22 protein-coding genes and 1 pseudogene are annotated in these 26,522 nt (G+C 49.8%); 15 read left to right on the top strand and 8 right to left on the bottom strand.

Translation table 11 applies throughout. The annotated features are described in order from the left end of the window. Positions 1-16: 16 nt before the first annotated feature. Positions 17-2,101, top strand: a complete 2,085-nt coding sequence (locus ACE3MQ_RS15745; RefSeq protein WP_379394292.1) for a glycosyl hydrolase 115 family protein — start codon at positions 17-19, stop codon at positions 2,099-2,101. 204 nt (positions 2,102-2,305) lie between these two features. Further along, positions 2,306-3,325, top strand: a complete 1,020-nt coding sequence (locus tag ACE3MQ_RS15740) for a LacI family DNA-binding transcriptional regulator (protein ID WP_379394290.1) — start codon at positions 2,306-2,308, stop codon at positions 3,323-3,325. A 59-nt stretch (positions 3,326-3,384) separates the two neighbouring features. Here the strand turns inward: ACE3MQ_RS15740 and ACE3MQ_RS15735 are convergent, their stop codons facing one another. Further along, a complete protein-coding gene (locus ACE3MQ_RS15735; RefSeq protein ID WP_379394288.1) occupies positions 3,385-4,329 on the bottom strand; it encodes a sugar kinase in 945 nt (314 codons plus the stop codon). Between the two features lie 288 nt (positions 4,330-4,617). On the opposite strand from ACE3MQ_RS15735, the gene ACE3MQ_RS15730 reads away from it, so the two are divergent. After that, positions 4,618-5,253 carry a bifunctional 4-hydroxy-2-oxoglutarate aldolase/2-dehydro-3-deoxy-phosphogluconate aldolase gene (locus ACE3MQ_RS15730; protein WP_379394286.1) on the top strand — a complete coding sequence of 212 codons (636 nt, stop codon included), beginning with the start codon at positions 4,618-4,620 and terminating at the stop codon, positions 5,251-5,253. 76 nt (positions 5,254-5,329) lie between these two features. On the opposite strand, the gene ACE3MQ_RS15725 is transcribed toward ACE3MQ_RS15730, so the two are convergent. From ACE3MQ_RS15725 to ACE3MQ_RS15710, 4 genes are all read right to left on the bottom strand, one after another. After that, on the bottom strand, positions 5,330-6,433 hold the full coding sequence (locus ACE3MQ_RS15725; protein ID WP_379394284.1) for a Gfo/Idh/MocA family protein: 1,104 nt from the start codon (positions 6,431-6,433) through the stop codon (positions 5,330-5,332). A gap of 53 nt (positions 6,434-6,486) precedes the next feature. After that, on the bottom strand, positions 6,487-7,221 hold the full coding sequence (locus tag ACE3MQ_RS15720) for a ThuA domain-containing protein (RefSeq protein WP_379394282.1): 735 nt from the start codon (positions 7,219-7,221) through the stop codon (positions 6,487-6,489). A 13-nt stretch (positions 7,222-7,234) separates the two neighbouring features. Then, positions 7,235-8,395: a Gfo/Idh/MocA family protein gene (locus tag ACE3MQ_RS15715; protein ID WP_379394280.1), complete on the bottom strand. Its 1,161-nt coding sequence runs from the start codon at positions 8,393-8,395 to the stop codon at positions 7,235-7,237. Between the two features lie 143 nt (positions 8,396-8,538). Then, positions 8,539-9,366 (bottom strand): helix-turn-helix domain-containing protein, encoded by an 828-nt coding sequence (locus ACE3MQ_RS15710; RefSeq protein WP_379394278.1) that lies wholly within the window; start codon positions 9,364-9,366, stop codon positions 8,539-8,541. A gap of 370 nt (positions 9,367-9,736) precedes the next feature. Here ACE3MQ_RS15710 and ACE3MQ_RS15705 point away from each other — a divergent pair, with 370 nt between their 5' ends. From ACE3MQ_RS15705 to ACE3MQ_RS15685, 5 genes and pseudogenes are all read left to right on the top strand, one after another. After that, positions 9,737-10,354: a helix-turn-helix transcriptional regulator gene (locus ACE3MQ_RS15705; RefSeq protein WP_379394276.1), complete on the top strand. Its 618-nt coding sequence runs from the start codon at positions 9,737-9,739 to the stop codon at positions 10,352-10,354. Between the two features lie 13 nt (positions 10,355-10,367). Then, on the top strand, positions 10,368-11,165 hold the full coding sequence (locus ACE3MQ_RS15700) for a pyruvate, water dikinase regulatory protein (RefSeq protein WP_379394274.1): 798 nt from the start codon (positions 10,368-10,370) through the stop codon (positions 11,163-11,165). 310 nt (positions 11,166-11,475) lie between these two features. Further along, positions 11,476-12,450 (top strand): class II fructose-bisphosphatase, encoded by a 975-nt coding sequence (gene glpX, locus ACE3MQ_RS15695; protein WP_379394272.1) that lies wholly within the window; start codon positions 11,476-11,478, stop codon positions 12,448-12,450. A 104-nt stretch (positions 12,451-12,554) separates the two neighbouring features. Further along, positions 12,555-12,859: pseudogene (locus ACE3MQ_RS15690) on the top strand (pectate lyase family protein); the annotation flags it as partial. Positions 12,860-13,034: 175 nt separating this feature from the next. Further along, the gene (locus ACE3MQ_RS15685) at positions 13,035-14,003 is read left to right on the top strand and encodes a radical SAM protein (protein WP_379394270.1); all 969 of its coding nucleotides are present in this window, start codon (positions 13,035-13,037) and stop codon (positions 14,001-14,003) included. Positions 14,004-14,126: 123 nt separating this feature from the next. On the opposite strand, the gene ACE3MQ_RS15680 is transcribed toward ACE3MQ_RS15685, so the two are convergent. The 3 genes from ACE3MQ_RS15680 to ACE3MQ_RS15670 are packed head-to-tail and all read right to left on the bottom strand — an operon-like array spanning position 14,127 to position 17,408. Then, the gene (locus tag ACE3MQ_RS15680) at positions 14,127-15,251 is read right to left on the bottom strand and encodes an ABC transporter permease (protein WP_379394268.1); all 1,125 of its coding nucleotides are present in this window, start codon (positions 15,249-15,251) and stop codon (positions 14,127-14,129) included. Further along, positions 15,211-16,245 (bottom strand): ABC transporter ATP-binding protein, encoded by a 1,035-nt coding sequence (locus ACE3MQ_RS15675; protein ID WP_379394266.1) that lies wholly within the window; start codon positions 16,243-16,245, stop codon positions 15,211-15,213. Before ACE3MQ_RS15675 ends, ACE3MQ_RS15680 begins: the two co-directional genes overlap by 41 nt. 2 nt (positions 16,246-16,247) lie before the next feature. After that, positions 16,248-17,408: a COG1470 family protein gene (locus tag ACE3MQ_RS15670; protein WP_379394264.1), complete on the bottom strand. Its 1,161-nt coding sequence runs from the start codon at positions 17,406-17,408 to the stop codon at positions 16,248-16,250. 234 nt (positions 17,409-17,642) lie between these two features. Here ACE3MQ_RS15670 and ACE3MQ_RS15665 point away from each other — a divergent pair, with 234 nt between their 5' ends. The 7 genes from ACE3MQ_RS15665 to ACE3MQ_RS15635 all read left to right on the top strand — a co-directional run bounded on the left by ACE3MQ_RS15665 (position 17,643) and on the right by ACE3MQ_RS15635 (position 26,504). Further along, positions 17,643-18,257, top strand: a complete 615-nt coding sequence (locus ACE3MQ_RS15665; RefSeq protein ID WP_379394262.1) for an RNA polymerase sigma factor — start codon at positions 17,643-17,645, stop codon at positions 18,255-18,257. Next, positions 18,232-19,131 (top strand): anti-sigma factor, encoded by a 900-nt coding sequence (locus tag ACE3MQ_RS15660; protein WP_379394260.1) that lies wholly within the window; start codon positions 18,232-18,234, stop codon positions 19,129-19,131. Before ACE3MQ_RS15665 ends, ACE3MQ_RS15660 begins: the two co-directional genes overlap by 26 nt. 191 nt (positions 19,132-19,322) lie before the next feature. After that, a complete protein-coding gene (locus tag ACE3MQ_RS15655; protein ID WP_379394258.1) occupies positions 19,323-21,134 on the top strand; it encodes a sensor histidine kinase in 1,812 nt (603 codons plus the stop codon). Positions 21,135-21,200: 66 nt separating this feature from the next. Beyond that, on the top strand, positions 21,201-22,772 hold the full coding sequence (locus ACE3MQ_RS15650; protein WP_379394256.1) for a response regulator: 1,572 nt from the start codon (positions 21,201-21,203) through the stop codon (positions 22,770-22,772). 198 nt (positions 22,773-22,970) lie between these two features. Beyond that, a complete protein-coding gene (locus ACE3MQ_RS15645) occupies positions 22,971-23,891 on the top strand; it encodes an ABC transporter permease (protein ID WP_379394254.1) in 921 nt (306 codons plus the stop codon). Between the two features lie 111 nt (positions 23,892-24,002). After that, positions 24,003-24,854, top strand: a complete 852-nt coding sequence (locus ACE3MQ_RS15640; RefSeq protein WP_379394583.1) for a carbohydrate ABC transporter permease — start codon at positions 24,003-24,005, stop codon at positions 24,852-24,854. A gap of 69 nt (positions 24,855-24,923) precedes the next feature. Next, positions 24,924-26,504: an ABC transporter substrate-binding protein gene (locus ACE3MQ_RS15635; RefSeq protein WP_379394252.1), complete on the top strand. Its 1,581-nt coding sequence runs from the start codon at positions 24,924-24,926 to the stop codon at positions 26,502-26,504. Positions 26,505-26,522 lie beyond the last annotated feature (18 nt).

Raw genomic sequence — 26,522 nt, 5'->3', positions numbered from 1 at the left:
GAGGAGTTGAGTAGAAATGAACACCCGGAAGCAACAGTTTATGATCACAGCTTCAAGCATTTATCATTTTCAGACGGAAATGAGCTTGCCAATCCGGCATGCTTGGCAAATGATCGCCAGGGATCATGAGACAGTGTTCGGTAAGCCTCCTTTGCAGGGAGACGATGCGGATGTGATCGTGCGTTATGCAGAGCCTGAGGATGGGTGTCCTGAATGGCCTGAAGCGTTCTGCTTCCGGTATGCCGATGGGGCTGCAGGGCAGAAAGTGGTTCTGCATCTCGTTGGAAGAGATGAATTGGGCATTATTTATGGGCTGCTTCATTTCAGCCACACTGTGCTGGGCGTGGATCCTTTCTGGTATTGGGCGGAATTGCTGCCTGCAAGGAGGGAGATGATCTCTTTACCGGCATGCGATTATAATTCTGCGCAGCCCAAGGTGAGGTATCGGGGCTGGTTCGTTAACGATGAAGTATGCCTTATCGGCTGGAAGGAGGAATATCCGCCGACGGAGGAAGTGTGGCTGCCGGTTTTTGAAGCGCTGCTGCGCTGCGGAGGCAATATGGTCATTCCCGGAACCGATCTCCCCAAAACAGGTATTCATCACAAGCTAGCCACAGAGATGGGCTTATGGGTAACTCATCATCATGCTGAGCCGCTCGGAGCGGAGATGTTCCTGCGGGCATACCCTGGCAAACAGGCAAGCTACAGCGAGCACCCGGAATTGTTTGAAGGCTTATGGCGGGCCGCGATTGAAAAGCAGCAGCATGACCGCATCGTATGGGTGCTATCCTTCCGCGGCCAGGGGGATAAGCCGTTCTGGGAGGATGATCCGGCGTTCGATACCCTGGAGAAGCGCGGCGCATTGATCTCATCCGTCGTGCAGAGACAGTACGGTATAGTCAAGGAATATGTTGATGATCCCGTATGCTGCATGGCCATGTACGGGGAAATTGCCGAGCTGTACAAAGCGGGACATATCGAGGTGCCAGCAGACATCATCAAGGTCTGGGCGGACAACGGGTATGGCAAAATGGTCTCGCGCCGTCACGGAAATTTAAATTTGCGTGTGCGGGCGTTGCCTGATCAGGGGGACGGAGGAAAGCATGGCGTCTACTATCACGTGACGTTTCACGATTTGCAGGCATCCAACCACTTGACGATGTTTCCCGGCCGCCCGGAATTTATTGCGGAGGAGCTGGAAGAGGCATTTCACTGCGGCGCATCGGAGTATTTGCTGGTCAACAGCGGCAACATACTGCCTCATTTGTATACACTGGACTTGACCGCATGGCTGTGGCAGGACGGAACCATTGACGTGGAGGAGCATCGGAACAAATTCATCGGGAGACTGTATAGCTCTCAGCAGGGTCAAATTGCAGGCTTGTACCAGCAGTACGCCGATTGTGCCATCGCCTACGGGCCGAATGAGGACGATCTCGCCGGAGACGAATTCTATCATCATCCGGCTCGTAAAATCATGGGGCACTGGCTACGGGGAAAGGCCGATACGGATGACAGCCTTGTTTGGGCGACAGGGCGTCTGCCGTTTGCCGAGCAGGTACGCTGGTTCAAGGAGAAGGCAGCGGCGGCTGAAGCGGGCTGGTATCAGCTAAGGGAAAATATTCGGCAGGTAATGAAAGAGCTGTCTGAGGAGGATGCCAGAAGACTCCACGTTCAGCTGCTTGTACAGATTGAACTGCATCTAAGCGGCTGCAGAGGCTTGATTGCAATCTGCACGGCCTATGAGGGCTTTCGGGCCGAGCTATATCCGCAAGCCTTCGTTTATGCTTCACAGGCGGTGTGGCGCTATAAGAGCGGCCTTCATGCACTGCGTGAAGCAGAGCAAGGCCAGTGGGAGCATTTTTATAGGGCGGATTGGCTTACGAATATCGCAAACACGATCGAACATGCGGATACTGTCCGCAAATATTTACGGGTATTGGGAGACAGCCCCGATATGTTTCTGTGGTATAAGGAATATTTGATGCCGGAAACGGAGAAATACATTTATTTGGAGAATACGCATCGCAATCCACTGCCGAATGATGAATTAGCCTGCCGGTTGGAGAAGAAATTTGCGATTGGGAGCAGCAGGTATTGATTTTGGAAGCCGACCGGCGGCAAGTCCGGTTGGCTTTTTTGCGTTTTACGGTCGCCGGTCAAGGGGATTTGGACGTAAGTGAGCGTCAGCTATAGATTATTTACTAAAAGATAGGTATACTTTTTTAGTAATACTGATTTTTGAGTGACGATATCCGATTAGCATTGTTCCTCAGCTGGATTAGACAAGGAGCGGAGAAGGCTGATGAAAAAACCGACAATCGAAGATGTAGCGAAACGAGCGGGAGTTTCCAAAAGTACAGTTTCCCAATATTTGAATGAACGATATCAGTACATGAGCGAGGATACGAGAAGGCGGATCGGCGAAGTTATCGAGGACTTGAAATATCAGCCTAACGGACTTGCCCGAAGTTTGAAGCAGAATCGAACCTTCATGGTCGGCATCATTGTGGCGAACATCGACTACTCTCTTTCGATTAAATGCATACGTGCCATTGAAAATGAACTGCAGCAGCATAAAACGCAGGTGATTATTTGCAATGCCGATGAAAGTCCGGAAAAAGAGCGCGAGTATATCGAGATGCTCGCGGCGCGTCAGGTCGATGGTTTGATTGTGTTCCCGACCGGCAACGGCAATAGTTCTTACCATAGAATTATGGAAATGAAGCTGCCGCTTGTATTTCTGGATCGGCTCGTCGATGGGGTTACGACGCAAAGCCTGCTGCTCGATAATGAAGCTGCAGTGAAAATCGCGATCCAGGAAATGGCCAGTCATGGGCATCAGCGAATTGCGCTGCTGTCGCTGCCGCTGGGCGAATATGCCATCACTCCGCGCAAGGAACGGATCAGCGGATATAAAAAAGCAATGGAGGAGCTCGGGCTGCCTATTGAAGAATCCTATATTTGCCATGCTCCAAAAGAAGAAATAGCCGTTGTTCTGGAGAGGCTGCTAGCTTTGCCCCAGCCTCCTACTGCGCTGCTGGCGGGCAATGATATTGTGCTGGCGGAAATTTTGAAGTTTGCCAATCAGACAGGCCTGCGTATTCCGGATCAGTTATCCGTGATCGGCATTGATGATGCCGAGTTTGCACATATTTACAATCCGGTCATTACGACGATATCCCAGCCGGCATATGACATGGGGACGCAGGCGGCGAGAATTTTGCTTTCTTCGGTCGAGCAGAAGGGAGCGGATTTGCCAATTACGTACCGTTTTCCGCCTGTTCTGCAGCAAGGACACTCTGTACAAAATGTAAATGCATAAAACAAAGAAGAACATGCTCCTCTTTAAACAGGGCATGTTCTTTTGCTTAAGCTATGAGTTTATTGCTCCATAAATTTTTGCAGTTTTTCCCGGTCAGGCAGACCGTCCATATCTCCCGGGGACATGATATTGATCGCACCGATCGCGTTGCCGCGGCGGACAGCCTCCTTGAGCGGAAGCTGCTCCAGCAGTCCGCTGATGACTCCGACGGCAAAGCCGTCTCCGGCTCCAACGGTATCCACGACTTCCTCGACCTTGAAGCCGTCGGCATATCCTTCCTGGTCGGCTGACTTGAAATAAGCCCCCTCCGGCCCCAGCTTAATCACGACGAGCGAAACGCCGCGCTCGAGGTAGAAATCGGCGATATCCTCCGGCTTATCACGGCCCGTAAGCTGCTTGCCTTCGCTAATGCCCGGAAACACCCAGTTGGAGCGGGCGGCAAGATCGTTAATGGCTTTAACCATTGTATCGGTATCCGGCCATAGAGAAGGACGCAGATTCGGGTCGAAAGATACCGTCTTCCCTTTGGCTCTCATGAAATCGATGGCGTGAAGGGCAAATTCATGACAGGATTTCGATACGGCCGGGAAAATGCCCGTTACATGCATATGCTTGGCTGAAGCGAAGTAATCGCTGTCAAAATCGGCCAGACTAAGCGTAGAGGCGGCTGAATTTTTACGGAAATATTCAACGACGGGATCTCCCGTAAGCACTTTGGATTTGACCAGCATGCCGGTTCTATGCTCATTCGTAAATTTTACATTCGAAGTATCGATGTTTTCTCGATTTAAAGTTTCGGTAATGAAATGTCCGAAGTTATCTTCCCCGAGCTTGGTGACAAGCCCGACGGAATGTCCCAGACGGGATAGGCCAACGGATACGTTACATTCAGCTCCGGCCAGTGCCTTGGAGAAAGAGAGCGCCTTATGCAATTCTCCGGGTTCATTGGCGTAAAACATGGCCATCGGTTCACCGAAAGTGACTATGTCCAGCTTTTTGTTCATTTGTGCTTCCTCCTAAACCTTTTTAAGATTATAGAATGTTCTTAGGTTGTCATCCTGAATAATGGTTAACTTGAAATTAACACATAAATCGGTTTTGTACAATAAAGGAATAGTTTATTTGTGGTTTGACACATAATATCCATAAGAAAGTGCGAAATCTAGCGGGAAAAATAAATGTTTTTCAATAATATAGTGCATTTAGTTCAGTTTTGGTGTTTAATATGATGTAGAAAAGTAAATTAACAGGGTAAAACTGATAAAAAAGTTTAGTTAGAAAGGAAGATTGCGATGAAGAAAATAAAAGTGCTGCAAAATATTACGGCGCTGGGCGTTGTAGCGGTTATACGTGGAGATGATGCGGAGTCGGCTTATCAAATGTCCAAGGCTTGCATCGAAGGCGGCTTGAACAATATCGAGGTTACTTTTACGACGCCCGATGCGGATGAGGTCATTAAACGGTTGATTAAGGAATATGGGGATAAGGCGGTAATCGGCGCTGGGACAGTACTTGATCCGATTACGGCTAGAATCGCTATTTTGGCTGGAGCTGAATTCGTGGTCAGTCCGTCTTTTGATGAGGAGACCGGGAAGCTCTGTAATTTGTACAGTATCCCTTATATGCCTGGATGCATGACGCTGAACGAAATGAAGGAAGCGTTGAAGCTGGGCGTCGATGTATTGAAGCTGTTCCCGGGCAATAATTTTAATCCTGGGTTTATTAAAACCGTTAAAGGCCCGATGCCGCACGTAAACATCATGCCGACAGGCGGGGTTGATTTGGATAATATGGAGCAGTGGATTCGCAGCGGATGCGTGGCGGTAGGCATCGGCGGCAACCTGACGGCCCCTGCCAAGGAAGGGCGTTACGACCTGATTACGGAACTGGCAGCTAAATACGTAGCTAAATTTCGCGAGATTCGTTAATTGACGATAAAACGGATATAGGTATAGAAAAAGATCGAGCAGGGCTGCATCGCGCCTTGCCCGATCTTTTTTTGTTTTAATCCAGCGTATATGGTTCAAGATCGGCCGGAAGGGCCGCAGGGCGATCACACCGGCTTGTCATTTCGTAATAGCGGCCAGAATCGGAGGATTCATGAAAGGCCCACATCGCTTCGAGGACATGATAGGCCAGCTCCCCGCTTGCCCGGTGCGGGCGGCTATGGATCAGGGAGTAGGCCATGTCAGCTGGCCCGATTCCGCGGCTATTCTCGGTATAGCCAGGTAGAAGCGGCTGCTCGATCCATTCGGCTTCCCCGATTTTGCGATATTTTACCGGCCCGCCGAAGGTGTTCGGGTCTGGGACAAGCATCGTTCCTTCCGTCCCGTGAATTTCAATCGGCGGAAGGCTGCTGCCTCCAAAAATATCAAAGCTCGTAATCAGCGTGGCGATGGCTCCGCTCTCGAATTGCAGCGTACCGGCAACATGGGTTGGAATGTCGACAGGGATCGCTTTGCCGTATTTTTTCTCGCTCGTAATGATTCGCTCCTCCTTCGCCTTGCCTGTCATTCCGGCAATGCTGCGAATCGGGCCAAGCAATTGAACGAGTGCGGTCAAGTAGTATGGTCCCATGTCGAACATAGGGCCACCGCCTTGCGCATAGTAAAATTCCGGATCTGGGTGCCAGAATTCGTGGCCGCGGCTCATCATGAAGGACGTTGCCGATACCGGGCGGCCGATGGCACCGTCCTCGATCAGCTTAAGAGCGGTTTGGATGCCGGCTCCGAGGAAGGTTTCAGGAGCGCTGCCGACGAGTAAGCCGAGCCTTTTCGCCATATCCAGCACGAGTCGCCCTTCCTCAAGCGTGGCGGTGAGCGGTTTTTCCACATAGACATGCTTGCCGGCCTGCAGTGCTTTGAGGCTTACCTCGGCATGCACCGCCGGGATCGTCAAATTGATGACGATGTCGATCTCCGGGTCGCCAAGCAGTTCATCCGTGGAGCAAGCGCGGGGAATGCCGTATATCTCCGCTTGCTCTCTCGCCCGATTCAGATCGAGATCTGCGCAAGCCGCGAGCTCCAGGACATTGAATTTTTTGCAGTTTTCCATATAAATGCTGCTGATTTTTCCGCAGCCGATAATGCCTACCTTCATTTTGTCCATGTTCCGACTCTCCTCTTAGAAGCAGCTCTGGGGTTAGCGCCCATAGCTCTAGGTTATTGGCTGTCACCCATACCGGTATAATTATTTTGTTGCTGGAGTGCCTGGTCGCCGTACGTCGTTTTAGCCTGCTGCTTTCCTTCCGCCGCCCAGAGCAAGCCCCGGGTCATGAGCTCGGTTACCTGCGGGAGAGCAACGATGTCGGCATGATGTCCCAGGGAATTGTAATATACGCGTCCGATTCCCCAACGCTTCGTCCAGATGACCGGCATATCGACGGCTTTATTCAATCGATGCGGGCCATCGGCTACGGGGAAACGAGTTGTTGCGAGTACTTCGACCGCAGGATCGACATGCAGATAATATTGCTCGCTTTCCACCGTAAAATCTTCCATCCCGGCAACAAGCGGGCTTGAGGACTGCTTGATTTCCACCGTGTATTTCACTCCGTCATTGCCCGGATGGGCCACCCATTGGCCGCCAGTCATAAACTGCCAGTCTACGTTATGGCGGAAGGAATCGCACATGCCGCCATGGCAGCCGGCTAGCCCGGTGCCGTTCTGTACGGCCGCAGATACATGATTGACATAGGCCTGCGGTATTTCTCCCATCGTCCATACCGGTACGATGAGATCCAGGCCCATCAGCTTCTCTGGATCTGAATACGCTTCCAGGGTGTCGGCGACCTCTACTTCGAATTGATGATTGCGCAATATATTAGCAAAAATGGCTGCGACCTGCTCCGGCTCGTGTCCGTCCCAGCCGCCCCAGACGATTAATCCCTTTTTCATAGTTATTTCTCCTTTACATTTCCGAGATTTCAACCCAGCGGCGCTCATCGATGGAGCGTTCCACCGCCTCAAGGACAGCCTGGCATTTCACGCCGTCATGGAAGTTCGGCTGCGGCAGCCTGTCTTCCCGAAGGGCGTTCGTCAGCTCTAATATTTCATGGATGAAGGTATGCTCGAAGCCGATCGTATGTCCTGGCGGCCACCAGGCTTCGGCATATTCATGCGCTGGATCCGTAGCCAATACCCGCCGGAAGCCTTGTACGTCCTCTTCATCCGAGGTGAAGTAAACTTCAAGCTCGTTCATTCGTTCAAAATCAAATTTCACGCTGCCCAAGCTCCCGTTGATTTCAAAGGAATTGGTCGACCGATGGCCTGCGGCAAAGCGGGTCGCCTCGAAGCTGCCAAGCGCACCGTTTGCGAATCGTGCCAAGAACAGCGTAGCATCGTCAACGGTTACGGGCCCTTTCGGAGAGTCTTTGCTGCCTTTGGCGCTTAAGCCGGTCATTTCCTCGGCGATTGGGCGTTCCTTGATAAAGGTTTCGCTCATCCCGATGACCTCGTGCATGTCTCCGACTAAATAGTGAGCGAGGTCAATCAAATGGGCGCCGAGATCGCCGTGCGAGCCCGAGCCGGCAATTTCCTTCTGCAATCTCCAGACGAGCGGAAATTCCGGATCTATAATCCAGTCCTGCAGAAACCAGGCTCTGAAGTGATAGATTTTGCCCAGTCTGCCGCTGTCCACTAGCTTTTTGGCCAGCTTGACTGCCGGAGAAAACCGATAATTGAAGCCGACCATGTGAGCAACCTTGGCTTCTTCCGCCGCCTGCAGCATTTCGCGTGCATCACTTAACGTCAGGGCCAACGGTTTTTCGCAGAAAATATGTTTCCCGGCCTTCGCGGCAGCGAGCGCAATTTCTTTATGTGCATCGCTAGGGGCATTAATGTCAATTAAGTCGATATCGTCACGCGCGATCAGATCCTTCCAATCCGTCACGACATCAGACCATCCCAATTGTGCGGCAGCCTCGGTGACGGCAGCTTTGTTTCTTCCGCACAGAGCGGTCATTTCAGGCTTAAGAGCTTCAGGAAAAAACATCGGCAGCGTCCGATAAGCATTGCTGTGTGCCTTACCCATGAATTTATAACCGATCATTCCGACGCGCAGCTGCTTCATTGTATCCCTCCATCACATGATAAAATTAGTTTCACTATCATTATAGAAAGTAGCGGGATGAATCTCTCGCCAGTTTATGCTTATTCATAGACAAAAAATGCACTTTTAAAAAAGTGCATTTTTGAATGACTGCATATTCAAGTTTACGAGGCGCCATAACGGGAGCTTGAAGGGACGCAGCCCTTCAGCTCTTTATAGACCCGGTTAAAGGTACGGATGCTGTTGAAGCCGCATTCGAGAGCAATGTCCATAATGCTGGCATCGCTGCTGATCAGCTTGCGTTCTGCCGTGAGCACCCGGATCGTATTGAGATAGGTTTTGAAATTCATGCCCACAGCGCTTTTGAACGTACGGCAAAAATAAGAGGGCTCCATTTGAAAATGGGCCGAGATCATTTCCACGGATAGATCCTCCTGATAGTTCTCTTCAATATAAGATAAAATTTGCTGTATTCGCGCTCGTTTGGTCTCAAGCCTGCTTCTCGAGCTGTGGTTCAAGCTTTGGGTCGGCCAGCTTCTTTGCAGTGTTCCGCATAATTCGAGCAGGCCGGCTTTGATGAACATTTGGTATCCCGGCTTGGCGTTTGCTTTCTCTTCCATAATGTCGTGAAGCAACTGCCTGATATGTGTAAATGCCGGGTGTCCTCCCGGAATAAAGGGAGAAACGAAGCTGAAATCTTTCGGCCAGTTTACGGATAGGCTGATCATTTCCGGCTTGAATATGAGGATGATGACCTTTGAGAATGTTTCTTTGCTCTCAAAATAATGAATGTCGTTACTGCAGCAAATGACCATATCGCCTTGAGTGAGCAGGCGTTTTTCCTCATTTACCCCGACAAGGATGCTTCCCTCTTCAACGTAGATGAACTCAATTTCCGAATGATAGTGCGCATAGAACGTCAGGTTGTTCCCCCAGTGGATAACCAAAGGCAGCTCATAATCGAGCTTCCAATTCTGATAGAAAGATTTCATGCCCTCACTCCCATGCTTTGAACATTGCATATTCTCATCATAACGAGAAGTACAATTAATGTCTAATCGAAGGGATGAAGCATAATTGTAGGAATACGAATATGCAAAGAAATTTTTTAAGCTTATTAACCTTGTTAATTTCATTAAAACATATTAATTTACGCATTAATCGTTTCAAATTAACAAATAGTGCGTATTATATATTGAATAATAATTAAATATGACGTAATATATACACAATAAAACTTTTCTTATGGAGAGGAGGAATTGAAATTCGCTAATATGACATTCTAATGATCGACTGGAATGTTATACTAAGAGCGAACCTATCTGAAGCGGAGGGATTATTATCAAACTTACATCCCGTCAAATGGAAATCATTGACATTGTGAAAAAGCATGCTCCGATTACCGGAGATCTCATAGCTGAAATGCTAAATCTAACTCGCCCAACGATCCGTTCAGATTTGTCTATTCTCGTTATGCTCGATTACATCGATGCTAAACCGAAGGTAGGATATTTTTTGGGCAAGAGAAGAACGCCCGAGGACGAGAACAGGCTGCGTCTGCTTGATATGAAGGTTGGAGATCTTCATGGAGTACCGGTCATTGTCCGCGAAACAACAACGATTCAAGAGGCGGTCGTCTCGCTATTTTTAGAAAACGTAGGTCATTTGATTGTTACGGACGAGCAAGGAAAATTAGCGGGAATCGTGTCCCGCAAGGATCTGCTTAAGGTCACGCTCGGCAACGCCACTGCATCCTCGATGCCCGTAAGCTTCATCATGACTCGGCGACCTAATATCATTACCGTCTCACCGGAAGATTCTGTGCTTGAGGCGGCAAGGAAAATTATCGCTCATCAAATTGACAGCTTGCCTGTCGTCGTACCGGCGGAATCCGGGGAAGAGGGGGACGTAAAAGTGGTAGGGCGAATTTCTAAAACGAACATTATAAAAATGTTGCTAGATACGATAGCTGAGGAATAGTGGGAGGAATGGGATGAATCAGGCTCCAGCTCATTTTATAGCAATCTGTTCAGATTCCATCGGGGAGACCGCCGAAGCGGTTGTCCGGGCCACTCTTGAGCAGTTCGAATTATCTAACACCGAGATCAAGAGATTTATGAACGTGCGTAATGAAGAAGAGTTAAGTCGTTTGATGGAGGAAGTATCTGGACGCGGAGGTTTTGTTGTATACACATTAGTTCAGCCTGAACTGCGGGAAGCGATGAGAGAGGAAGCCGTCCGCTTAAACGTTCGTGCCGTAGATATTATGGGGCCGATGATGCAGGCTTTTGTCGATACTTTTAATGATACGCCGAAGCGTACGCCAGGGCATAAGCTCGATGAGGATTATTTCCAGCGCGTGGACGCCATCGAGTTTGCCGTAAATAATGACGATGGCAAAGACGTAGGCGCAATACTTAAGGCGGATATTATTATTCTCGGGGTTTCGCGAATTTCTAAAACGCCGCTGTCGATGTTTTTGGCGCATAAGGGGAGAAAGGTGGTCAACTATCCCGTTGTTCCCGAGCTAACGCCTCCTAGCCAATTGAAAGAGGTCAGCAGCAATAAAATTATTGGATTGACGATTGACGCGAAGCACTTGGTTAAAATTCGTTCGGAACGACTTAAGGCTATGGGGCTGCCGGATGATGCCGAATATGCCTCATTGGAACGAGTTGAGTACGAACTGAAATATGCCCAGTCTCTGTTTGCCGCACTAGGCTGCCCGGTGATTGATGTCACCGACAAGGCGATCGAAGAAACGGCAGGACTGATCATGAAGCACTTATAATTTTATATAAAATTATAAAATTCAATCTTAAAAAATAAGTTCAAAACTCAACTTTTCAGCACCGAGAAGATTGTACGAACCTGAAGCCTGGCTTCCGAAGGAGTTTTGCTTTGCAAAACTTTTAGGAGGAGCAGAGTTGAACGTTTTCGTAGAAAACGGCCTCGAAAGCATAAACTTGGAGAAGCCTACATGAGCACCGGAGTTCGAAGGTGAGTGCAAGATTCGATGCCGAGAACCATCTAGAGAAACATCGTGATCAAAAGAGGAGTTTTTGAACTACCTTTAAAATAATTGGGTGGAGGGAGTAACAATGGAACGTCACATAGCTCTGGAATTAGTACGCATTACAGAAGCGGCAGCCCTTGAGGCGGCACGCTGGACAGGTCGAGGCGACAAGAATAGCGCAGATGAGGCGGCAACATTAGCAATACGCAGTAAATTCAATTCCGTAGCTATTGACGGTACTGTGGTTATTGGCGAAGGGGAGATGGACGAAGCCCCCATGCTGTATATCGGTGAAAAAATAGGAAATCGCCGCGGCCCAAGAGTCGACATCGCGGTCGATCCTTTGGAAGGAACGGAAACGGTAGCGAATGGGCTGAACAACGCGATCTCGGTGATCGCTGCAGCTCCCCAGGGAAGCCTGCTCCATGCCCCCGATATTTATATGGAGAAGCTGGCCGTCGGCCCTGCACTTGCCGGGCAGCTCTCACTTGATGATCCGATTGAAACGACGCTGGCCAAAGCCTCGAAAATACTGGATAAGCCGCTTGCCGAAATGACGGTGTCCATTCTGGATCGGGAGCGGCATTCAGACTTGATCGATGCCCTGCGCAAATCCGGCGTTCGGATCAAGCTGCTGAGTCATGGCGACGTGATGGGGGCCATTGAGGCCGCCATGGACAAGGAAGTCGATATGTATGTGGGCTCGGGCGGCGCGCCGGAAGGGGTGCTTGCAGCAGCCGCGCTTAAATGCCTCGGCGGCGAAATGCAGGGGAGACTTCTCCCGAACGGACTGGAGGAATACAACCGCTGTATCCGCATGGGCCTCGCCAAGCCGGATCAATTGCTGCGGATGGAGGACATGATCGGCCATGACAACGTCCTGTTCGTGGCTACCGGCGTGACATCCGGGGATTTCCTGCATGGGGTGCGATACCTGCCGAAGCATAAAGCCGAAACCCATTCCGTCATCATGCACTCCGAGAACAGAACGATCAGCTATATCCAGACCACTCACCACTTTACCGAGAAATTCAATTCGGTGAGAGGAGCCGCTATTTAAGCAGCCGTATTTTAATAATGCGCGGAAATCGACAGGGACTACTCTTAAGCTGGCTCAGCTTGTAGAATAGTCCCTTTTTTTGAAAAAGGATTCGAGGATCGTTATTCCGCTTCGGTCAGGGTCACTTGTTCAACAACTATTACAACAATATTATCGATACAGGGATCAACTCCAGAATGGGGGCTACGCTCCGTATTGAGCATAACGTATTTGAAAATTCCAAAGATCCGATAGTTTCATTGTACAGCTCCGAACAAGGGTATTGGATGTGAAGGACAATTTGTTCGTCAACAGTACGGGAAGCATGCCGAATACATCTACAACCAGCTATACGCCGCCTTACAGCTACACGCTGGATGCGGTAAATACAGTGAAGAATCATGTCATTGCGAATGCAGGTGTGGGCTAGATCAACGTTGGAAATTAATTCAATGAAATTCAAACGCGTGTTTCCAGTCGGGACACGCGTTTTAGTGATTCATCGAGAAGAAGGGTCGTCGTCATGTATAAGAAGGGTCACAGACAGCACGAGGCAAGTATTTTACGATATAACATGCTTAATTAGCATTAGAGGAGTCGTGAGCATGAAATACAAATCGTTAGAGCTGGAAAAGCCCCTTGTTTATGAACTGGAAGGGCTGGAAATCGGCATCACATCCAATTGTAACTTTCGCTGCGATTATTGCTGTGCTTATCAAAGAAATGATGGAAACAGCATCGGCGCGAAGGAAATCATTACTCTTCTGGAGCAGCTGCCTTCTCTTAAGAGAGTAAGGCTATCCGGCGGAGAAGTAACTTTAAAGTATGAGGATTGCGTGGAGGTTGTGAGCTACTGCGCAGCACGCGGGATTCAGACCCAGCTTAATTCCAATGGCAGTCTGCTGAGTGAGCGGGGGATCCAGCGGCTTGTCGATGCGGGACTAACGACGATCCACATTTCCTTCAATTTTACTACAGCTGATGCCTTTTCCCGGTATTACAGCATCCATCCCAGTGTGTACCAAAAAATTAGAAATAACATTACCATGTTTGCTTCGACTGCGGTGGATACCGTGCTGGAGACGCTGCTATTTAACGAAACCGAACATCATATGAAGGAGATACATGACCACGTCTATGAAATGGGTGTTCGCACGCATGAAATACAGAACAGCATCATGATGAATCATAGCGGCTGGAAGGCGATTGCTGCCCGGGAAACGTTAAAGCAAGCGGTAAACGATCTTATATCGCATAAAAAAGAGGATATGACGTTGTACTTCACCTGCATGGATCGATTTATGGCCGAGCTTGGTTTTCAGGAAAGGCCGGGCGTATATTTCCCTCATTGCATCGAAGGGAAGAAGCAGCTCCATCTGCACGGCAACGGAGACATTCTTATTTCGGAGCTTTGCCACCCGGTCATTATCGGCAATATTCATAAAGGAACTCCGCTGCGGGATATTTACCTTGAAATGCCAGCAGCATTAAAGCAGTTTCTCGACCAGGAACCATGTCCCGCGCGGGAAGCCTTATTTCCGTCCAATCCTCAATCGGACGAAACCGTGCTGTAGGTAAGCGGCCATTATCGCTCGAAGCATGGTAAATTAGAACGATAAAAACGGCTATCCTCAATGCGCGGAGGATAGCCGTTTGTTGATTTGGAGACGGCTGCAAAACCGCCGTTTTCGGTTCCGTCAGGAGCGGCCGCGAATTTCCTGCCGAAGGAACAGAACGTAGGAAATGGCGAAGCAGATCAAGGTCAAAGCGATAAGGCCGGTCACCTGCGGCCAGACGAGCAGCAGGCTTTGCCCGAAGGGCAAGGGACTGGCAATGGCACCGTAGACCTGCTCGGTCGTAAGCGGCCCCAGGTTGCGAACCGAGGGCATGAGCAGAGTCGTTGTCGCTTCATTGAAGAGCGTGTAGGGAGACAATCTGCTCAGCCATAGCATTTGATTCTGAAAGCCAACAATGTCCTCGACGGTTGCCGTTCCGGCATTTGGGGCGATACCCTTGGACACGATGTTTAATATCATGTCATAGAAGAAGCTGAAGAACAGCCATACGGCGATTCCTGATAGCGCCGAGGTGGCCGGCTGCCGGAAGCGCACCGAGAATACGATGGACAAATTAAGCCAGAACCCGATATAAAAAATAGTGACGAGCAGGAAGCTGATCATTCTTAAAAATTCCTCTAATGTAGGAGGAATGCCGATAATGATCGTTCCCAGCGCCATAATAAGGAAGCCCAGAGTCAGGAACATCATGCTGATGACGCTTAGGGAGGCGGCGAACTTCGCGTTCAGCAAAGCGTCGCGATGCAGCGGCTGTGCCATGATTCGGCTTAATGTTCCTTTATTCCGTTCGCTGTTAATGGCGTCAAAGCCAAGCCCGATTCCGAGAAGCGGGCCGAGAAACCCGATAAAGCTGATAAAGGAAGGCAAGGTTCCATCCGACAGCGTGAACAGCTTCAGAATCACGAATTCATTTGCGGAGCTGTCCGATTGGATTGCCTCTTGTATGCTGTTCATGGCCGTATACAGGGAGGCGATGCAGGTAAGAAGGATTATGCCAAGCAGCAGCATAAAGCGCCAGCTTCGGATATGATCGGAAATCTCTTTTCGCACCAATACGCCAAAAGGGGAGGCGACCCGGCTTAAAGTATTCTTACTCCTTTCGGAGAATGATTCCGGGTTCCGGCTTTCGACATTACGTGAAGCCCAGCGAAGCAGAGGCGATTCTCGCCAGCTTTGGACTGCACGCCGCAGGCTGCCTATGAGATCAGGCTTGCTGTTTTTCTGTTCGGTCGCTTCCTTGGTCATGTCCTTCACCTCCTTCGAAATAACGATGATAGATTTCATCAAGCCCATATTGCTTCCGCTGCAAGCCGAACAAGGAGACGCCGGATTCCACGATCATTCGGGCAATTACGTCGCTGCAATCGGTATCGGAGCCGATCAGCAGCCTTGTGCGACCACTGGACTCGACTCTATCCTGCAGGGATAGCTGCGCATCCTCGCGACCTTCGGCCAATTCGGCATGCCGTACGCCTGGGATGGCCCGAATCCGCTGCAGCAGCTCGGCATCCAAGGGCCCGCTCTCCACGGTAATTTGCAGAGGATCGTCGGCAAAGAGCGTGTGTGACAGGCTGGCTATGTCGCCTTCGGCGAGCAGGCGACCGCGGACGAACAAGCCAACCCGGTCGCAAATTTGCTGCACCTGGTGCAGTTGATGGGAGGACAGCAGCACTGTCAATCCTTGTTCCTCGCTCAGGCTGCGGATGAGAGTGAGCAGCTCATCCATTCCCTTGGGATCAATGCCAAGGGTAGGTTCATCCAGAATAATAATTTCCGGCGCTTTAATCAGGACATCGGCCAATCCGAGCCGCTGCCGCATGCCTCGAGAATAAGCGCCAACCCTCTTGTGTGCTGCATGCTGCAGGCCTACGCTCTCCAGCAATTGATAGGCACGATCCTTGGCTTCCGCTTCGGGCACCTGGTTCAGTCTCGCCGTCAGCACCAGATTTTCCAGGCCGGTACGATCCTCGTAAAAGCCGACATCGTCCGGCAAATAACCGACCTTGCGTTTCACGGGAATAGGCTCCCTCGTTGGATCGAGACCGAGAACGTTTATGGTGCCGCTATCAGGCTCGCTGAGCCCAAGCAGCATGAGAATTGTCGTCGATTTTCCCGCTCCGTTCGGCCCGAGCAGGCCGAATATTTCGCCGCGTTTAATTTGCAGCGACAGCTGATCGACAGCCCTTACCCCGTTATAGCTTTTCGTCAATTCCTGAATGTCGATGACCGTCTCTGACACGGTTATCGCCTCCCGTATTTACGAATCAGATAGTAGATGCCTCCGAGGATCGCTGCAATGACAAGCACTCCGACCCAGCCCCAGAGCATAGAGCCTTTCACGGCAACACGGAACTGTGCCGAGGAGCTGGATTCCGGAGACGAGGCTGTCATGCCAGTGACGTAGTCTCCGGCAATCGCTTTTTTGCTTGCCGTTATTTTGGCCTCCACGGTGGTGGATTGCCCGGCCGCCAGCTTGTCGATCGTTTTCGGGCTAAAGCTGACCTCCCAGTCTACCGGCGCATTCGAGCTAAGGTTAATGTCTGAAAGATCGGCGGTACCGGTATTTTTCACCAGCAGGTCGATGGTTTTGCTGCCGCCTGCGGTAACATTCGTGCTAAGCAATCCGCTTGGTGTAGTCAGCTCTAGTCCGTAGGTACCTGTGATGACGGCTTCCAGCTTCACCTCGGAAGAGGTCGATTGATTAGAAGCGCTGACGGGGATGCTGTAAGCTCCTTCCTTCACCTGCTCCGGCGGCTGTACCTTAACGGTGATGGATTGGTTTGCCCCAGGCTCTACCTCGACGGAGGATACCTGATTGTCTCCGGCCGTAAAGGTTACGTTCCACCCCGGGTCGGCCTGAGCCTGCAAAGCGTAATTTTGTTTATCCGCCGTACGGTTTTGCAGCTTGAGCGAGTAAGTGAAGCTGGAATCGGAAGGGCCCTGCAAATTGGCCTGATCTGTCGTCAGCTCGGTCTGATAGGTTCCTTTTTCCGTAATTTCTACTGTAAATGGCAAGCGCGCTGCAGAACCGGCTGCAAGTTCGAAGCGATAGGTTCCTTTGTCTATTTGTAAGGGAACCGTCACATTTAGAGAGACGGAGCTGGATTCGCCCGGCTTAACGGACATTTCCTTCACCTGCCAGCCGCCGCTGTTCAACGTAGCCGTCCAGTCCTTGGGCAAATTTTGGAGCTCTAATGGCACTGTAACTACATCAGATGTGTTGTTGATGACCTCGACACTGTAATCCAGAGATTCGCCGGGCGGGACGGAAATCGAAGTGTACGCCGAATAAAGCGTGACTCCTCCGGCAGCAGCTGCTGGCATTCCGCCGAGCAGGCCGGCTCCGAGCGCAAGCAGGAGCAATAGGCTCAACAGTTTCATGTTCCTTCCCAACGGTTTCATTGTATAAACCCTCCTCGAATATTTGTTCATAAGAAGTACGATGGAAGAAGCTCGTTTGGATTTATAGAAAGCTTAAAATCAGCTAAATATTTGCTTAAAATCAGCTAAAATGTCATTGAGCAGGCAAAAAAACGAATTTTATTTGCTACAATACGGTTAAAATGATAGGCCCTAATAAGGTTAGGCCCCAATATGATCCTAAGAAAACGGTTATGATCAAGGAGGGACTGGGCTATGAAGGAGAGCCCTGAATTATGGCTGGCGGAGATTGCGGAGGGGTCGGCTGCTGCTTTCGGCCGTTTTTATGATGCATATGCTCCGATGGTTTACAGAATGGCCGAACAATGGATGATGGATGCTGCCGAGGCCGAGGATGTATGTCACGACGTATTCATGGAAGTTATGGACAAGGCAGGCAGCTATAATCCTGCGCGTGGCAGCGTGGAGGCATGGCTGGCGGTTCGCACCCGCAGCCGATCCATGGATCGATTGCGGAAGCATCAGCGAGTGTCCGTTGCGGAAGAATGGGAGATAAATCGGGAAGCGGATATTCTCTGGAGCCGAGGAATTGAATCCGCCGAGTATGAGGCGCTGCGCAAGTGGGAGATGGAGCAGCTGAAGGAGGCGATGCAGGCTATTCCGTCGATGCAGCGGATGGCGCTGCACGGGAGCTATATCGAGCAGCTATCGCACCGCGAAATTGCCGAGCATATGAAGAAGCCGGTTGGAACGGTTAAATCCTTAATCCGCTACGGTATCCGCAATTTGCGCCGGCGGCTGGATGAGATGAGCCCGGGCAGGCTGAGAGGGGGAGTGGAGTCGTATGCACAAGATGAATTTCACAAATAAACCCTCGGAATTGCCTGATGCCCAGGCGGAGCTTTGCGGCTTATTCACGGAGGAGCAGCTGGTGGATTTCGTTATGGGGCAGCTGCAGCCAGGAAAACAAGCAAAAATACTGGAGCACCGGAATCAATGCCGGATTTGTGATGTGATGATTAACGAATGGTCGGAGCTGTTGGGTCAGGCCGGCCTGGGGCTAAGCCCTGATTACGCAAGCAGCAATGCACAATCCCAGGAGGCAGATGTCGCCGGGGCTGCTGAGCGAAGCCTTGACTGCGCAAGCAGTAATGGTGAACGGCATCCGCAAGGGCTGCCACATTCACTATCTCATCCGCCGCGAAGGCTGCGCGGTCGGCTGCTCCTATCTTTCAGGCTGCGATCACTACGCAAAAAGTGGTCTGCCCATCGCAGCGGTTATACCTATGGCGCGCTCGGCGGGATAGCGGTATTCATGCTCATATGCGGTCTGTTTTCACTCCGGCCGCAAGGCTGGGTCGGAGGGGATCATGGCCAGCTTGAGCGGGATATTTCGCAACAAATCCACCTCATTCAAAGCGCAGATACGGAGCAGTTTATCATCGAGCCTCATCCGCCGTATTACGGAGAGGGCATGGTCTGGCTGAAGCGGGAATCAGGTGAAGTGCTGATCGTCGTCGATGGTTTGCATTCCGTTGTGGAGAAGGATTATCAGATCTGGCTGGAGATGAAGAATGAGGCGAGCAGCCCGGGCATTCTCTCCATACCGCATCCGCAAGGAAAAAGCTTTTACCATGGGTATGGGGCCGGCGAAGCCGAGCGTCTGATCATTAGCCTGGAGCCGAAAGGCGGCAGCCAAGTGCAGACCGGGCCCGAAGCGGTATGGGTAGATATGAAACGTTAAAATATGATTGCCGGAATATTCGCCTCGCCGAACCGGCATTGTGGCATGCATAGGCATTGTGAGCTCGGGGATTCGAGAAATCACGGTGTCTTTTTTTAATTTCCTGTTAAACTGATATTCAATAGAGCATAGGTGATCACGATAAAGATAAATAGACCAGATCAAAATGATTAAAGGGGAAGTCCATAGCGATGTCCAACATGAAGAAGCGTTACATGCCGTTCACTTACAAGATGATGATCCCTTATTTGCTGCTCGTTTTGCTGACGGACGTGCTCATTGGTTATATTTCTTATACCATGCTGACGGAATCGCGGACGGAAATGGCCGAAACGAATATTCGTACGGGCATGGAGCAGGCCAGGGACAGTATCCAGTATCAGATGGATGAAATCCAGCGCATGTCGGATACGCTGTTCGGCAGTGAGGCTTTTCAAAGAGCGCTGCAGAAAAAAGGAGAGCCGCTGGACATGTATTTGACGATGATGGACGAGGTCATCCCCCAAATCGTTTCGCCGCTGCAGCTGTTCGGCAACAATATCCGTTTTATGCTGTATACGCCCAATAGCGACATGATCATTATAACTGGCGACAATCTGGAACAGCCGATCAAGCAAAGCGATTATTATATCCTGCCTTTCAGCGACATTGAATTTACCAATTGGTACAAATCCTACAAGGATTCGGATCTTGATAACATCTGGATTCAAATCGATACCGATAAAAAACTGGATAACATTTCCCATATTCGCAAGCTCGTCTCATACAGCGATTACGGGGCGATCATCGGTTTTGTACGAATTACCGTCTCCCTGGATGACTTGTTCGCCAACTTCGCTACCTTTCCGGTGGAAGAAGGCATTACGGTTCGGTTAATCCATCAGGTGACGGGGGAGCGGATATATCAACGCGGGCAAGCGGAACAGGTGGGACAAGTGGGGCAAGCAGAGCAGAAAGGTCAAGCGAAACAGGCGGGACGAGGACAGCAGAAAGGCAGCAGAGATTCCTATTTAAGTTTGCACGAAATTATTCCGGGAACTGATTTTGCCATCGAAACACTCGTGCCTGAGGCATATTTAACGAAAGACGCCGGAAAGCTTCAGAGAGTTATTCTGGGCGTATGCGCCATCAGCTTTATCGTGATGACCTTGATCGGATTTATGGTAGCTAGGCTCAGCGGCAGAAAAATGACCCGGATCGTCATGCTTGTCCGTTCGTTTCAAGAAGGGAACTTCCAGAAGCGTATCCGCTTCTCCGGCAATGATGAGTTCGTGCGGATTGCCGATGCATTCAATATGATGGCGATGAATATTCAAGAATTGATTGACAGCGTATATTGGCAAGGGGTTCAGAAAAAGCAGGCCGAGCTGGAAGCGCTGCAGGCGCAAATCAATCCTCACTTTCTATATAACACTCTATCGACGATTAACAGTCTGGCGAATCTGGGGGAAATCAGCAAAGTAACGGAGATGGTTCAAGGCCTCTCCCGTTTCTATAGGCTAACGCTGAATCAAGGAAATGTGCACATCCATTTGAAAAAGGAGCTGGAGCAAGTCGAAACATACCTGGAGATTCAGCGTGTAAAATATGCAGACACGTTTGCAGTGTATGTCGAGGTCGAGCCCGAGATTATGGACTATCAAGTTATTAAGCTGATTTTGCAGCCTTTCGTCGAGAACATTTTCAAACATGCCTGGTTTGGGGAAACCATCGCCATCCGGATTACGGGCAAGCGCATCTCAAATGACATTGAGCTGAAAATCATCGACAACGGGCTGGGGATGCGCCCCGAACAGGTCAAACAGTTGATGACAGGGCCCAGCCAGGCCGGAGGGTACGGCGTGAAAAATGTAGATGAACGCATCAAGCTGAGATATGGAGAAACCTATGGCGTCTATATCGCCAGTATCTATGGGGCAGGGACGACGGTTCGCCTTCTCCTGCCGATAGATGGGGGAAACCCCAGCGATTCGGATGAATTGCTGGAGGCAACTTATTTTTAGGCTCGGAACAGGTTTGATATGTTCGTAGTTCGATAGGATCGCTTCTTAGAGAGGAGTTTACGTAATATGAGCGTAAATGTATTGCTGGTTGACGATGAGGCCGTAGATTTGGAATGGCTCCGCCGCAGGGTGCTGGCCAGCGGGCTGGATATTCATGTAGCCGGTACGGCAAACAGCGGCTTCCTGGCCCTTAAGGTGATGGAGGAGCAGCGGATTGACTTGATCCTCTCGGATATCAGGATGCCGATTATGACGGGAACCGAATTTGCGCGTAAAGCCAAGGCGGTTAATCCCCAGGTTAAGGTCGTTTTTATCAGCGGCCACGAGGATTTCAATTATGCCCGGGAAGCGATTGAAATCAGTGCTAGCGACTATTTGTTAAAGCCCGTCGAGGACAAGGAATTATATACTTTATTAACTAAGATTTGCGAAGAAGTGGAGGAAGAGAAGGAGCAGGCGCGCACCTATTCCGAAACGTTGTCGCTCGTCAGCGAGGAACTGCTGCTTCACTGGCTCGAGCATGGCGATTCAGGCTACGGAGAGTCGCATTTGAAGGGCATTCTTGATCCGATATTATTAGACGGTTCCGCAGCGGCGCTGATTGAGGTCGATGACTTGGAGTGGAAGCTGAGAGATTTATCCGAGGAAATCCGGCGTATCGAGATCCGGGCCATCGTGCAGATGATTAAATCGTTAGCGATGAACACGGAGCTGGGAACCTTGATTATTGCTCGGCAATCCCGTTTGATTATTTTGTCTGCGGCGCCTGAGGAGCTTTTTCTGAAGCGGTTAAACGATCTGATCCATGAAGTCGCACGGACGACGGCTTTTACGGTTACGATCGGTGTAGGAAAATATGCCAGCAGCGCCCAAGGTTTATATGAATCCTTTCAACAGGCCCAGGCAGCGTTAAGCGCGAAATGGCTGCTCGGCAAAAATCGTCTGCTGCGCGACACGATGGAGCCTTCCAGACAAGGCACCCCAGGGACGCCAATCGACGGTACCGTCTCTGCGATGCTGAGAGCCATTATTGAATACGATTTGGTCGTGATCGATGATTGCTTGCTTGAGCTGTTGTACAAAGGCATGCCGCTGGCCAGCAAAAAGGATGTATATGAGCTCATTATTCGCATTACCTCGAGCCTGCACGCGGAGCTTTTGCAGCGCAGCGAGAATTTGTACGAGCTTTTGGAGTGGGAATCGCATCAGCCCGATGTTTTGTTTCAGTTCGAGACGGTACACGATGTCCTCTCTTGGTTAAGGCGCAGATTCTTTGAACTGTCGGAGAAGCTGTACGTAAAGCGGCAGCGGCAGAAGCGCAAATTGATCGATGAGATCATGAAATATGTCGGGGACAATTTGGAGAAGAAGATTACCCTGAAGGAAGTGGCGAATCATTTTGATTTTACGCCGAATTATCTCGGACATTTGTTCAAGGAAGAAGCCGGGATGCTGTTCAGCGAATATTTGAATGAGTGCAAGATGGGCCGCATATGCGAGCTTTTGCGCGACCCGACTTTGAAAATATATGAGATTGCAGACAGAATGGGTTATAAGAACATTATTTATTTCAACAGGCAATTCAAGGCGAGCCTGGGAATGACGCCTGGAGAGTACAGAAAAAAGAACAAAATATAGCCCAGGAACGGAATCAGATCAAAGTATGGAATGGCCCTCGGTTTAAAAACCGGGGGCTTTTTCTTGGATTATTTTGTGAATCGGTGAATAAGTATTAGTTTTTGTTGTTTGCCTAAATCCTCATGCCAGAGGCGCCGCCTTATAATAAAAAAGTAAGCATGCCTAGAGATTAAAAGAGACTACGAGAGGGGAGTAGACATGGGAAATCACGGTTTTTTCAGCGATCTTAAGAAATATAGAGCACTGCTGCTTATGCTCGTCCCCGCTGTGTTGTTCTTCCTGCTGTTTGCCTATGTACCTATGGCCGGCATCGTTCTTGCCTTCAAGCAGTTCAACTACCAAGGGGGAATATTCGGAAGTCCGTGGAACGGCTTGGACAATTTTCGATTTTTCTTAGAGTCGGGAGATGCCTGGCGTGTAACCCGCAATACGGCACTATATAATATCGCGTTTATCATCGTCAACAACCTGCTGCAAATCATTACGGCGATTTTATTGTTCGAAGCAGCAGGCAAATGGTTCCGAAAGTTGACCCAGACGGTATTGTTTCTGCCCTACTTCATTTCCTGGGTTGTCGTTGGGGCCATCGCGTATAACCTGTTTAATTACGACGTTGGTACCCTGAACGTTCTGCTAAGATCGATGGGTCTTGGGCCTATCGATATTTATAATACGGCTGCTTATTGGCCGCTTATCCTTATAGTGGTATCGGCGTGGAAGGCTTTGGGATACGGATCCATTATGTATTTGGCGGCGATCACCAGCATTGATACCGAAATGTACGAGGCTGCGGAAATCGATGGGGCGAATATTTTTCAACGGATTATGAAAATAACCGTGCCGAATCTCATGCCTACCGTCATCATTTTGTTCCTGCTGGCAGTCGGCAACATCTTCCGCGGAGACTTCGGCATGTTCTACAACATGGTCGGCAATAACGGTCTTCTCTTCTCGTCCACGGATGTGATCGACACCTATGTGTTCCGTTCCTTAACAACCTCCAATGAAATCGGCATGTCTGCCGCGGCAGGATTCTATCAGTCCATATTAGGATTCGCGACAATTTTGTTGGCCAATTACGCGGTGCGTAAATATGACAAGGATCGCGCTTTATTTTAGAAAGGGGGGCCTGAGGCTATGAGTGCAACAACAGCAAATCCCGGCAATTTCGATCCTGAAATCCGAGCGCAGGGAGGCAAGAGGAAGACTTCGGATCGCCTGCTGCTCTCGATGATCGGATATACGACACTAACGATTTTAGCGCTATTTTGTCTATTTCCATTTATACTCATCATCTCATCCTCGCTGACCGAGGAAAGCACGATTATCGAGCAAGGCTTCCAGATCATCCCGGCGCAATTTTCCTTGGAGGCTTACAGCATTCTATTCAAGTATCCCGCAGATATGCTCAAAGCTTACGGGGTGACGATCAGCGTGACGTTGATTGGAACAGCGGTCGGACTATTCCTGACCTCGATGACGGCTTACGTTTTGTCCAGAAAAGATTTCAAGTGGCGCAACCACTTCTCCTTCTTCTTCTTTTTTACGACCTTATTCAGCGGCGGGCTCGTTCCGTGGTATTTAATGATCGTCAACTATTTACAGCTTAAGGATACCTTGATCGTGCTGATTGTGCCGATGCTCATGAATGTGTTCTATATTATCGTCATGAAATCGTTCATGAGCAGTATCCCGGAGGCCATAACTGAATCGGCCAAAATCGATGGAGCCAGCGACTTCCTGATTTTTCTGAAGCTGATTATTCCGCTCTCCAAGCCGGCGCTGGCGACGATCGGCCTGTTCATCGCTTTAGCCTACTGGAACGATTGGTATCACGCCTTGCTCTTTATTTCGAAGTCTGATCTAATGCCGCTGCAGTACTATCTCTACCGGTTGTTAGGCAATATGGACGGAATGCGGAAGGCGATGATGGAATCCGGTGTAGCGATGAACATCGATATTCCGACGGAGAGCTTGAAAATGGCAATGACCATCGTGGCGACGGGGCCTATACTAATCGCTTATCCATTCATTCAACGCTTTTTTGTTCAAGGGCTGACGATTGGAGCCGTCAAAGGATGACCTCAGGGAAACCTGGTTATCAATAAATAGTTTTACTCTGATTACATTATTTTGTTAGGGGGAAATGCCATGAAACAGACTAAAAAAACGGTAACACTTCTATTGGCTGTTTTTCTGATACTGGCGACGCTGCTAAGCGCATGTGGCGGAGGAAAGAATGCAGCAGAAAACAGCGGCGTCTCGAACGCCGGAAAAGGAAATAGCGAAGCGAATAGCACAGAGGCTGCAGATGCGATCGATACCTCCAAGGAAGTTAAACTGAAAATGCTTCTCGTCGGTGGCAAGCCGGTTGATTATGAAGAGGTTTTTGGCGAGTTAAACAAGCTGCTGAAGGAAAAAATCAACGCCACCGTGGAAGCGGAATTCCTGGATTGGTCGGACTGGACGCAGAAATATCCGTTGAAATTCGCAGCTAACGAGGATTTTGACATCGCCTATACGGCGAACTGGGCATTTTATAATGATCAAGCGATCCGTGGCGGCTTTCTGGAGCTGACGGAGGATATGCTGGCAAAATACACGCCGAAAACTTGGGAGGCGCTCCCGAAGGCGGCGTGGGAGCAGGCGAAGGTATCCGGGAAAGTGTATATGGTTCCGCAGAACAGTAATGAAGTCGTGGATAAAGTCGTATTAATTCGCGAGGATTTGCGAAAAAAATACAATCTTGATCCGGTGAACAGCCCTGAAACGTATGCGGCTTATCTCAAAACGATTGCTGCCAATGAAAAAGGAATTAGCGCGTTCGGTGCCAAACCAGGCGATGGCTGGAAGTGGCATGAGCTGGACGAGGTATTGTTGGAGCAGCAAAACAACTGGAAGGTCGTCGATCCTAACGTTCCTTTCGCTTTCAAAATGGATGACCCGACCGGAAAAGTATTTAATGTTTATGATACGCCTGAATTTATGGAATTGCTGAAATATTATAAAGATTTGATCGATCATGGCGCATGGTCGAAAAACGTCATTAGCTACAAAAACGATGTATGGCAGGACATGAAGGCCGGCAAGATTGGATCCCGTGCGCAAAACCTGGGTACGCTTGCGTTCAACGTGGCGGAAGCGCGTCGGGATAAGCCGGAATACGAGATGGCAGTCGTGGATCTGACGCCGGACAAAATGAAGTCGGCTGCGGTTTCAACTCAGAACGGCATGGCCATACATGCGACCTCCAAAAATCCGGAGCGTGCGCTGATGCTGATCGATCTGCTTCAAAACGACAAGGAAATCCATGATCTGACGATGTACGGCATTGTCGGCAAGCATTACGAGCCTGTGGGCGAGGATCAAATGACGCCAGGAGCAAGCTCTACCAACTATACCGGCTTTTCGAACTGGGGCTGGAACTCCTTGTTGAACCGTACGGATACAACGTATCCGAAGGAAGCCGATGAAATGTTGAATCAGTGGCAGGAGAAGGTATACCATTACCCGCTGGAAACCTTCGTCTTTGACGACGGCAAGGTGAAGAACGAAGTATCCAACATCGGTAACGTCATGCTGCGCTATGCGATTCCACTGGAATACGGCCTGATTCAGGATATTGAAAAAGGTCAGGCAGAGCTGATTAAGCAGCTGCAGGCGGCGGGCATGGATAAGGTGGAAGCCGAGATGCAGAGCCAGGTTGATGCATTTTTGGCAGAGCAGCAATAGGCAGAGATAAAAAATCAA

The organism is Paenibacillus lentus, from assembly GCF_042714055.1.
GTDB lineage: Bacteria > Bacillota > Bacilli > Paenibacillales > Paenibacillaceae > Fontibacillus > Fontibacillus lentus_A.
Note: the sequence above shows the minus strand (reverse complement) of the source record. Positions and strands in the feature narration are given on the sequence as shown.

Bases quoted from the DNA above. Each gene is read 5' to 3' on its own strand.
- ACE3MQ_RS15745 (WP_379394292.1), top strand. From the start codon at position 17: ATGAACACCCGGAAGCAACAGTTTATGATCACAGCTTCAAGCATTTAT.
- ACE3MQ_RS15740 (WP_379394290.1), top strand. From the start codon at position 2,306: ATGAAAAAACCGACAATCGAAGATGTAGCGAAACGAGCGGGAGTTTCC.
- ACE3MQ_RS15735 (WP_379394288.1), bottom strand. From the start codon at position 4,329: ATGAACAAAAAGCTGGACATAGTCACTTTCGGTGAACCGATGGCCATG.
- ACE3MQ_RS15730 (WP_379394286.1), top strand. From the start codon at position 4,618: ATGAAGAAAATAAAAGTGCTGCAAAATATTACGGCGCTGGGCGTTGTA.
- ACE3MQ_RS15725 (WP_379394284.1), bottom strand. From the start codon at position 6,433: ATGGACAAAATGAAGGTAGGCATTATCGGCTGCGGAAAAATCAGCAGC.
- ACE3MQ_RS15720 (WP_379394282.1), bottom strand. From the start codon at position 7,221: ATGAAAAAGGGATTAATCGTCTGGGGCGGCTGGGACGGACACGAGCCG.
- ACE3MQ_RS15715 (WP_379394280.1), bottom strand. From the start codon at position 8,395: ATGAAGCAGCTGCGCGTCGGAATGATCGGTTATAAATTCATGGGTAAG.
- ACE3MQ_RS15710 (WP_379394278.1), bottom strand. From the start codon at position 9,366: ATGAAATCTTTCTATCAGAATTGGAAGCTCGATTATGAGCTGCCTTTG.
- ACE3MQ_RS15705 (WP_379394276.1), top strand. From the start codon at position 9,737: ATGGAAATCATTGACATTGTGAAAAAGCATGCTCCGATTACCGGAGAT.
- ACE3MQ_RS15700 (WP_379394274.1), top strand. From the start codon at position 10,368: ATGAATCAGGCTCCAGCTCATTTTATAGCAATCTGTTCAGATTCCATC.
- glpX (WP_379394272.1), top strand. From the start codon at position 11,476: ATGGAACGTCACATAGCTCTGGAATTAGTACGCATTACAGAAGCGGCA.
- ACE3MQ_RS15685 (WP_379394270.1), top strand. From the start codon at position 13,035: ATGAAATACAAATCGTTAGAGCTGGAAAAGCCCCTTGTTTATGAACTG.
- ACE3MQ_RS15680 (WP_379394268.1), bottom strand. From the start codon at position 15,251: ATGACCAAGGAAGCGACCGAACAGAAAAACAGCAAGCCTGATCTCATA.
- ACE3MQ_RS15670 (WP_379394264.1), bottom strand. From the start codon at position 17,408: ATGAAACCGTTGGGAAGGAACATGAAACTGTTGAGCCTATTGCTCCTG.
- ACE3MQ_RS15665 (WP_379394262.1), top strand. From the start codon at position 17,643: ATGAAGGAGAGCCCTGAATTATGGCTGGCGGAGATTGCGGAGGGGTCG.
- ACE3MQ_RS15660 (WP_379394260.1), top strand. From the start codon at position 18,232: ATGCACAAGATGAATTTCACAAATAAACCCTCGGAATTGCCTGATGCC.
- ACE3MQ_RS15655 (WP_379394258.1), top strand. From the start codon at position 19,323: ATGTCCAACATGAAGAAGCGTTACATGCCGTTCACTTACAAGATGATG.
- ACE3MQ_RS15650 (WP_379394256.1), top strand. From the start codon at position 21,201: ATGAGCGTAAATGTATTGCTGGTTGACGATGAGGCCGTAGATTTGGAA.
- ACE3MQ_RS15645 (WP_379394254.1), top strand. From the start codon at position 22,971: ATGGGAAATCACGGTTTTTTCAGCGATCTTAAGAAATATAGAGCACTG.
- ACE3MQ_RS15640 (WP_379394583.1), top strand. From the start codon at position 24,003: ATGATCGGATATACGACACTAACGATTTTAGCGCTATTTTGTCTATTT.
- ACE3MQ_RS15635 (WP_379394252.1), top strand. From the start codon at position 24,924: ATGAAACAGACTAAAAAAACGGTAACACTTCTATTGGCTGTTTTTCTG.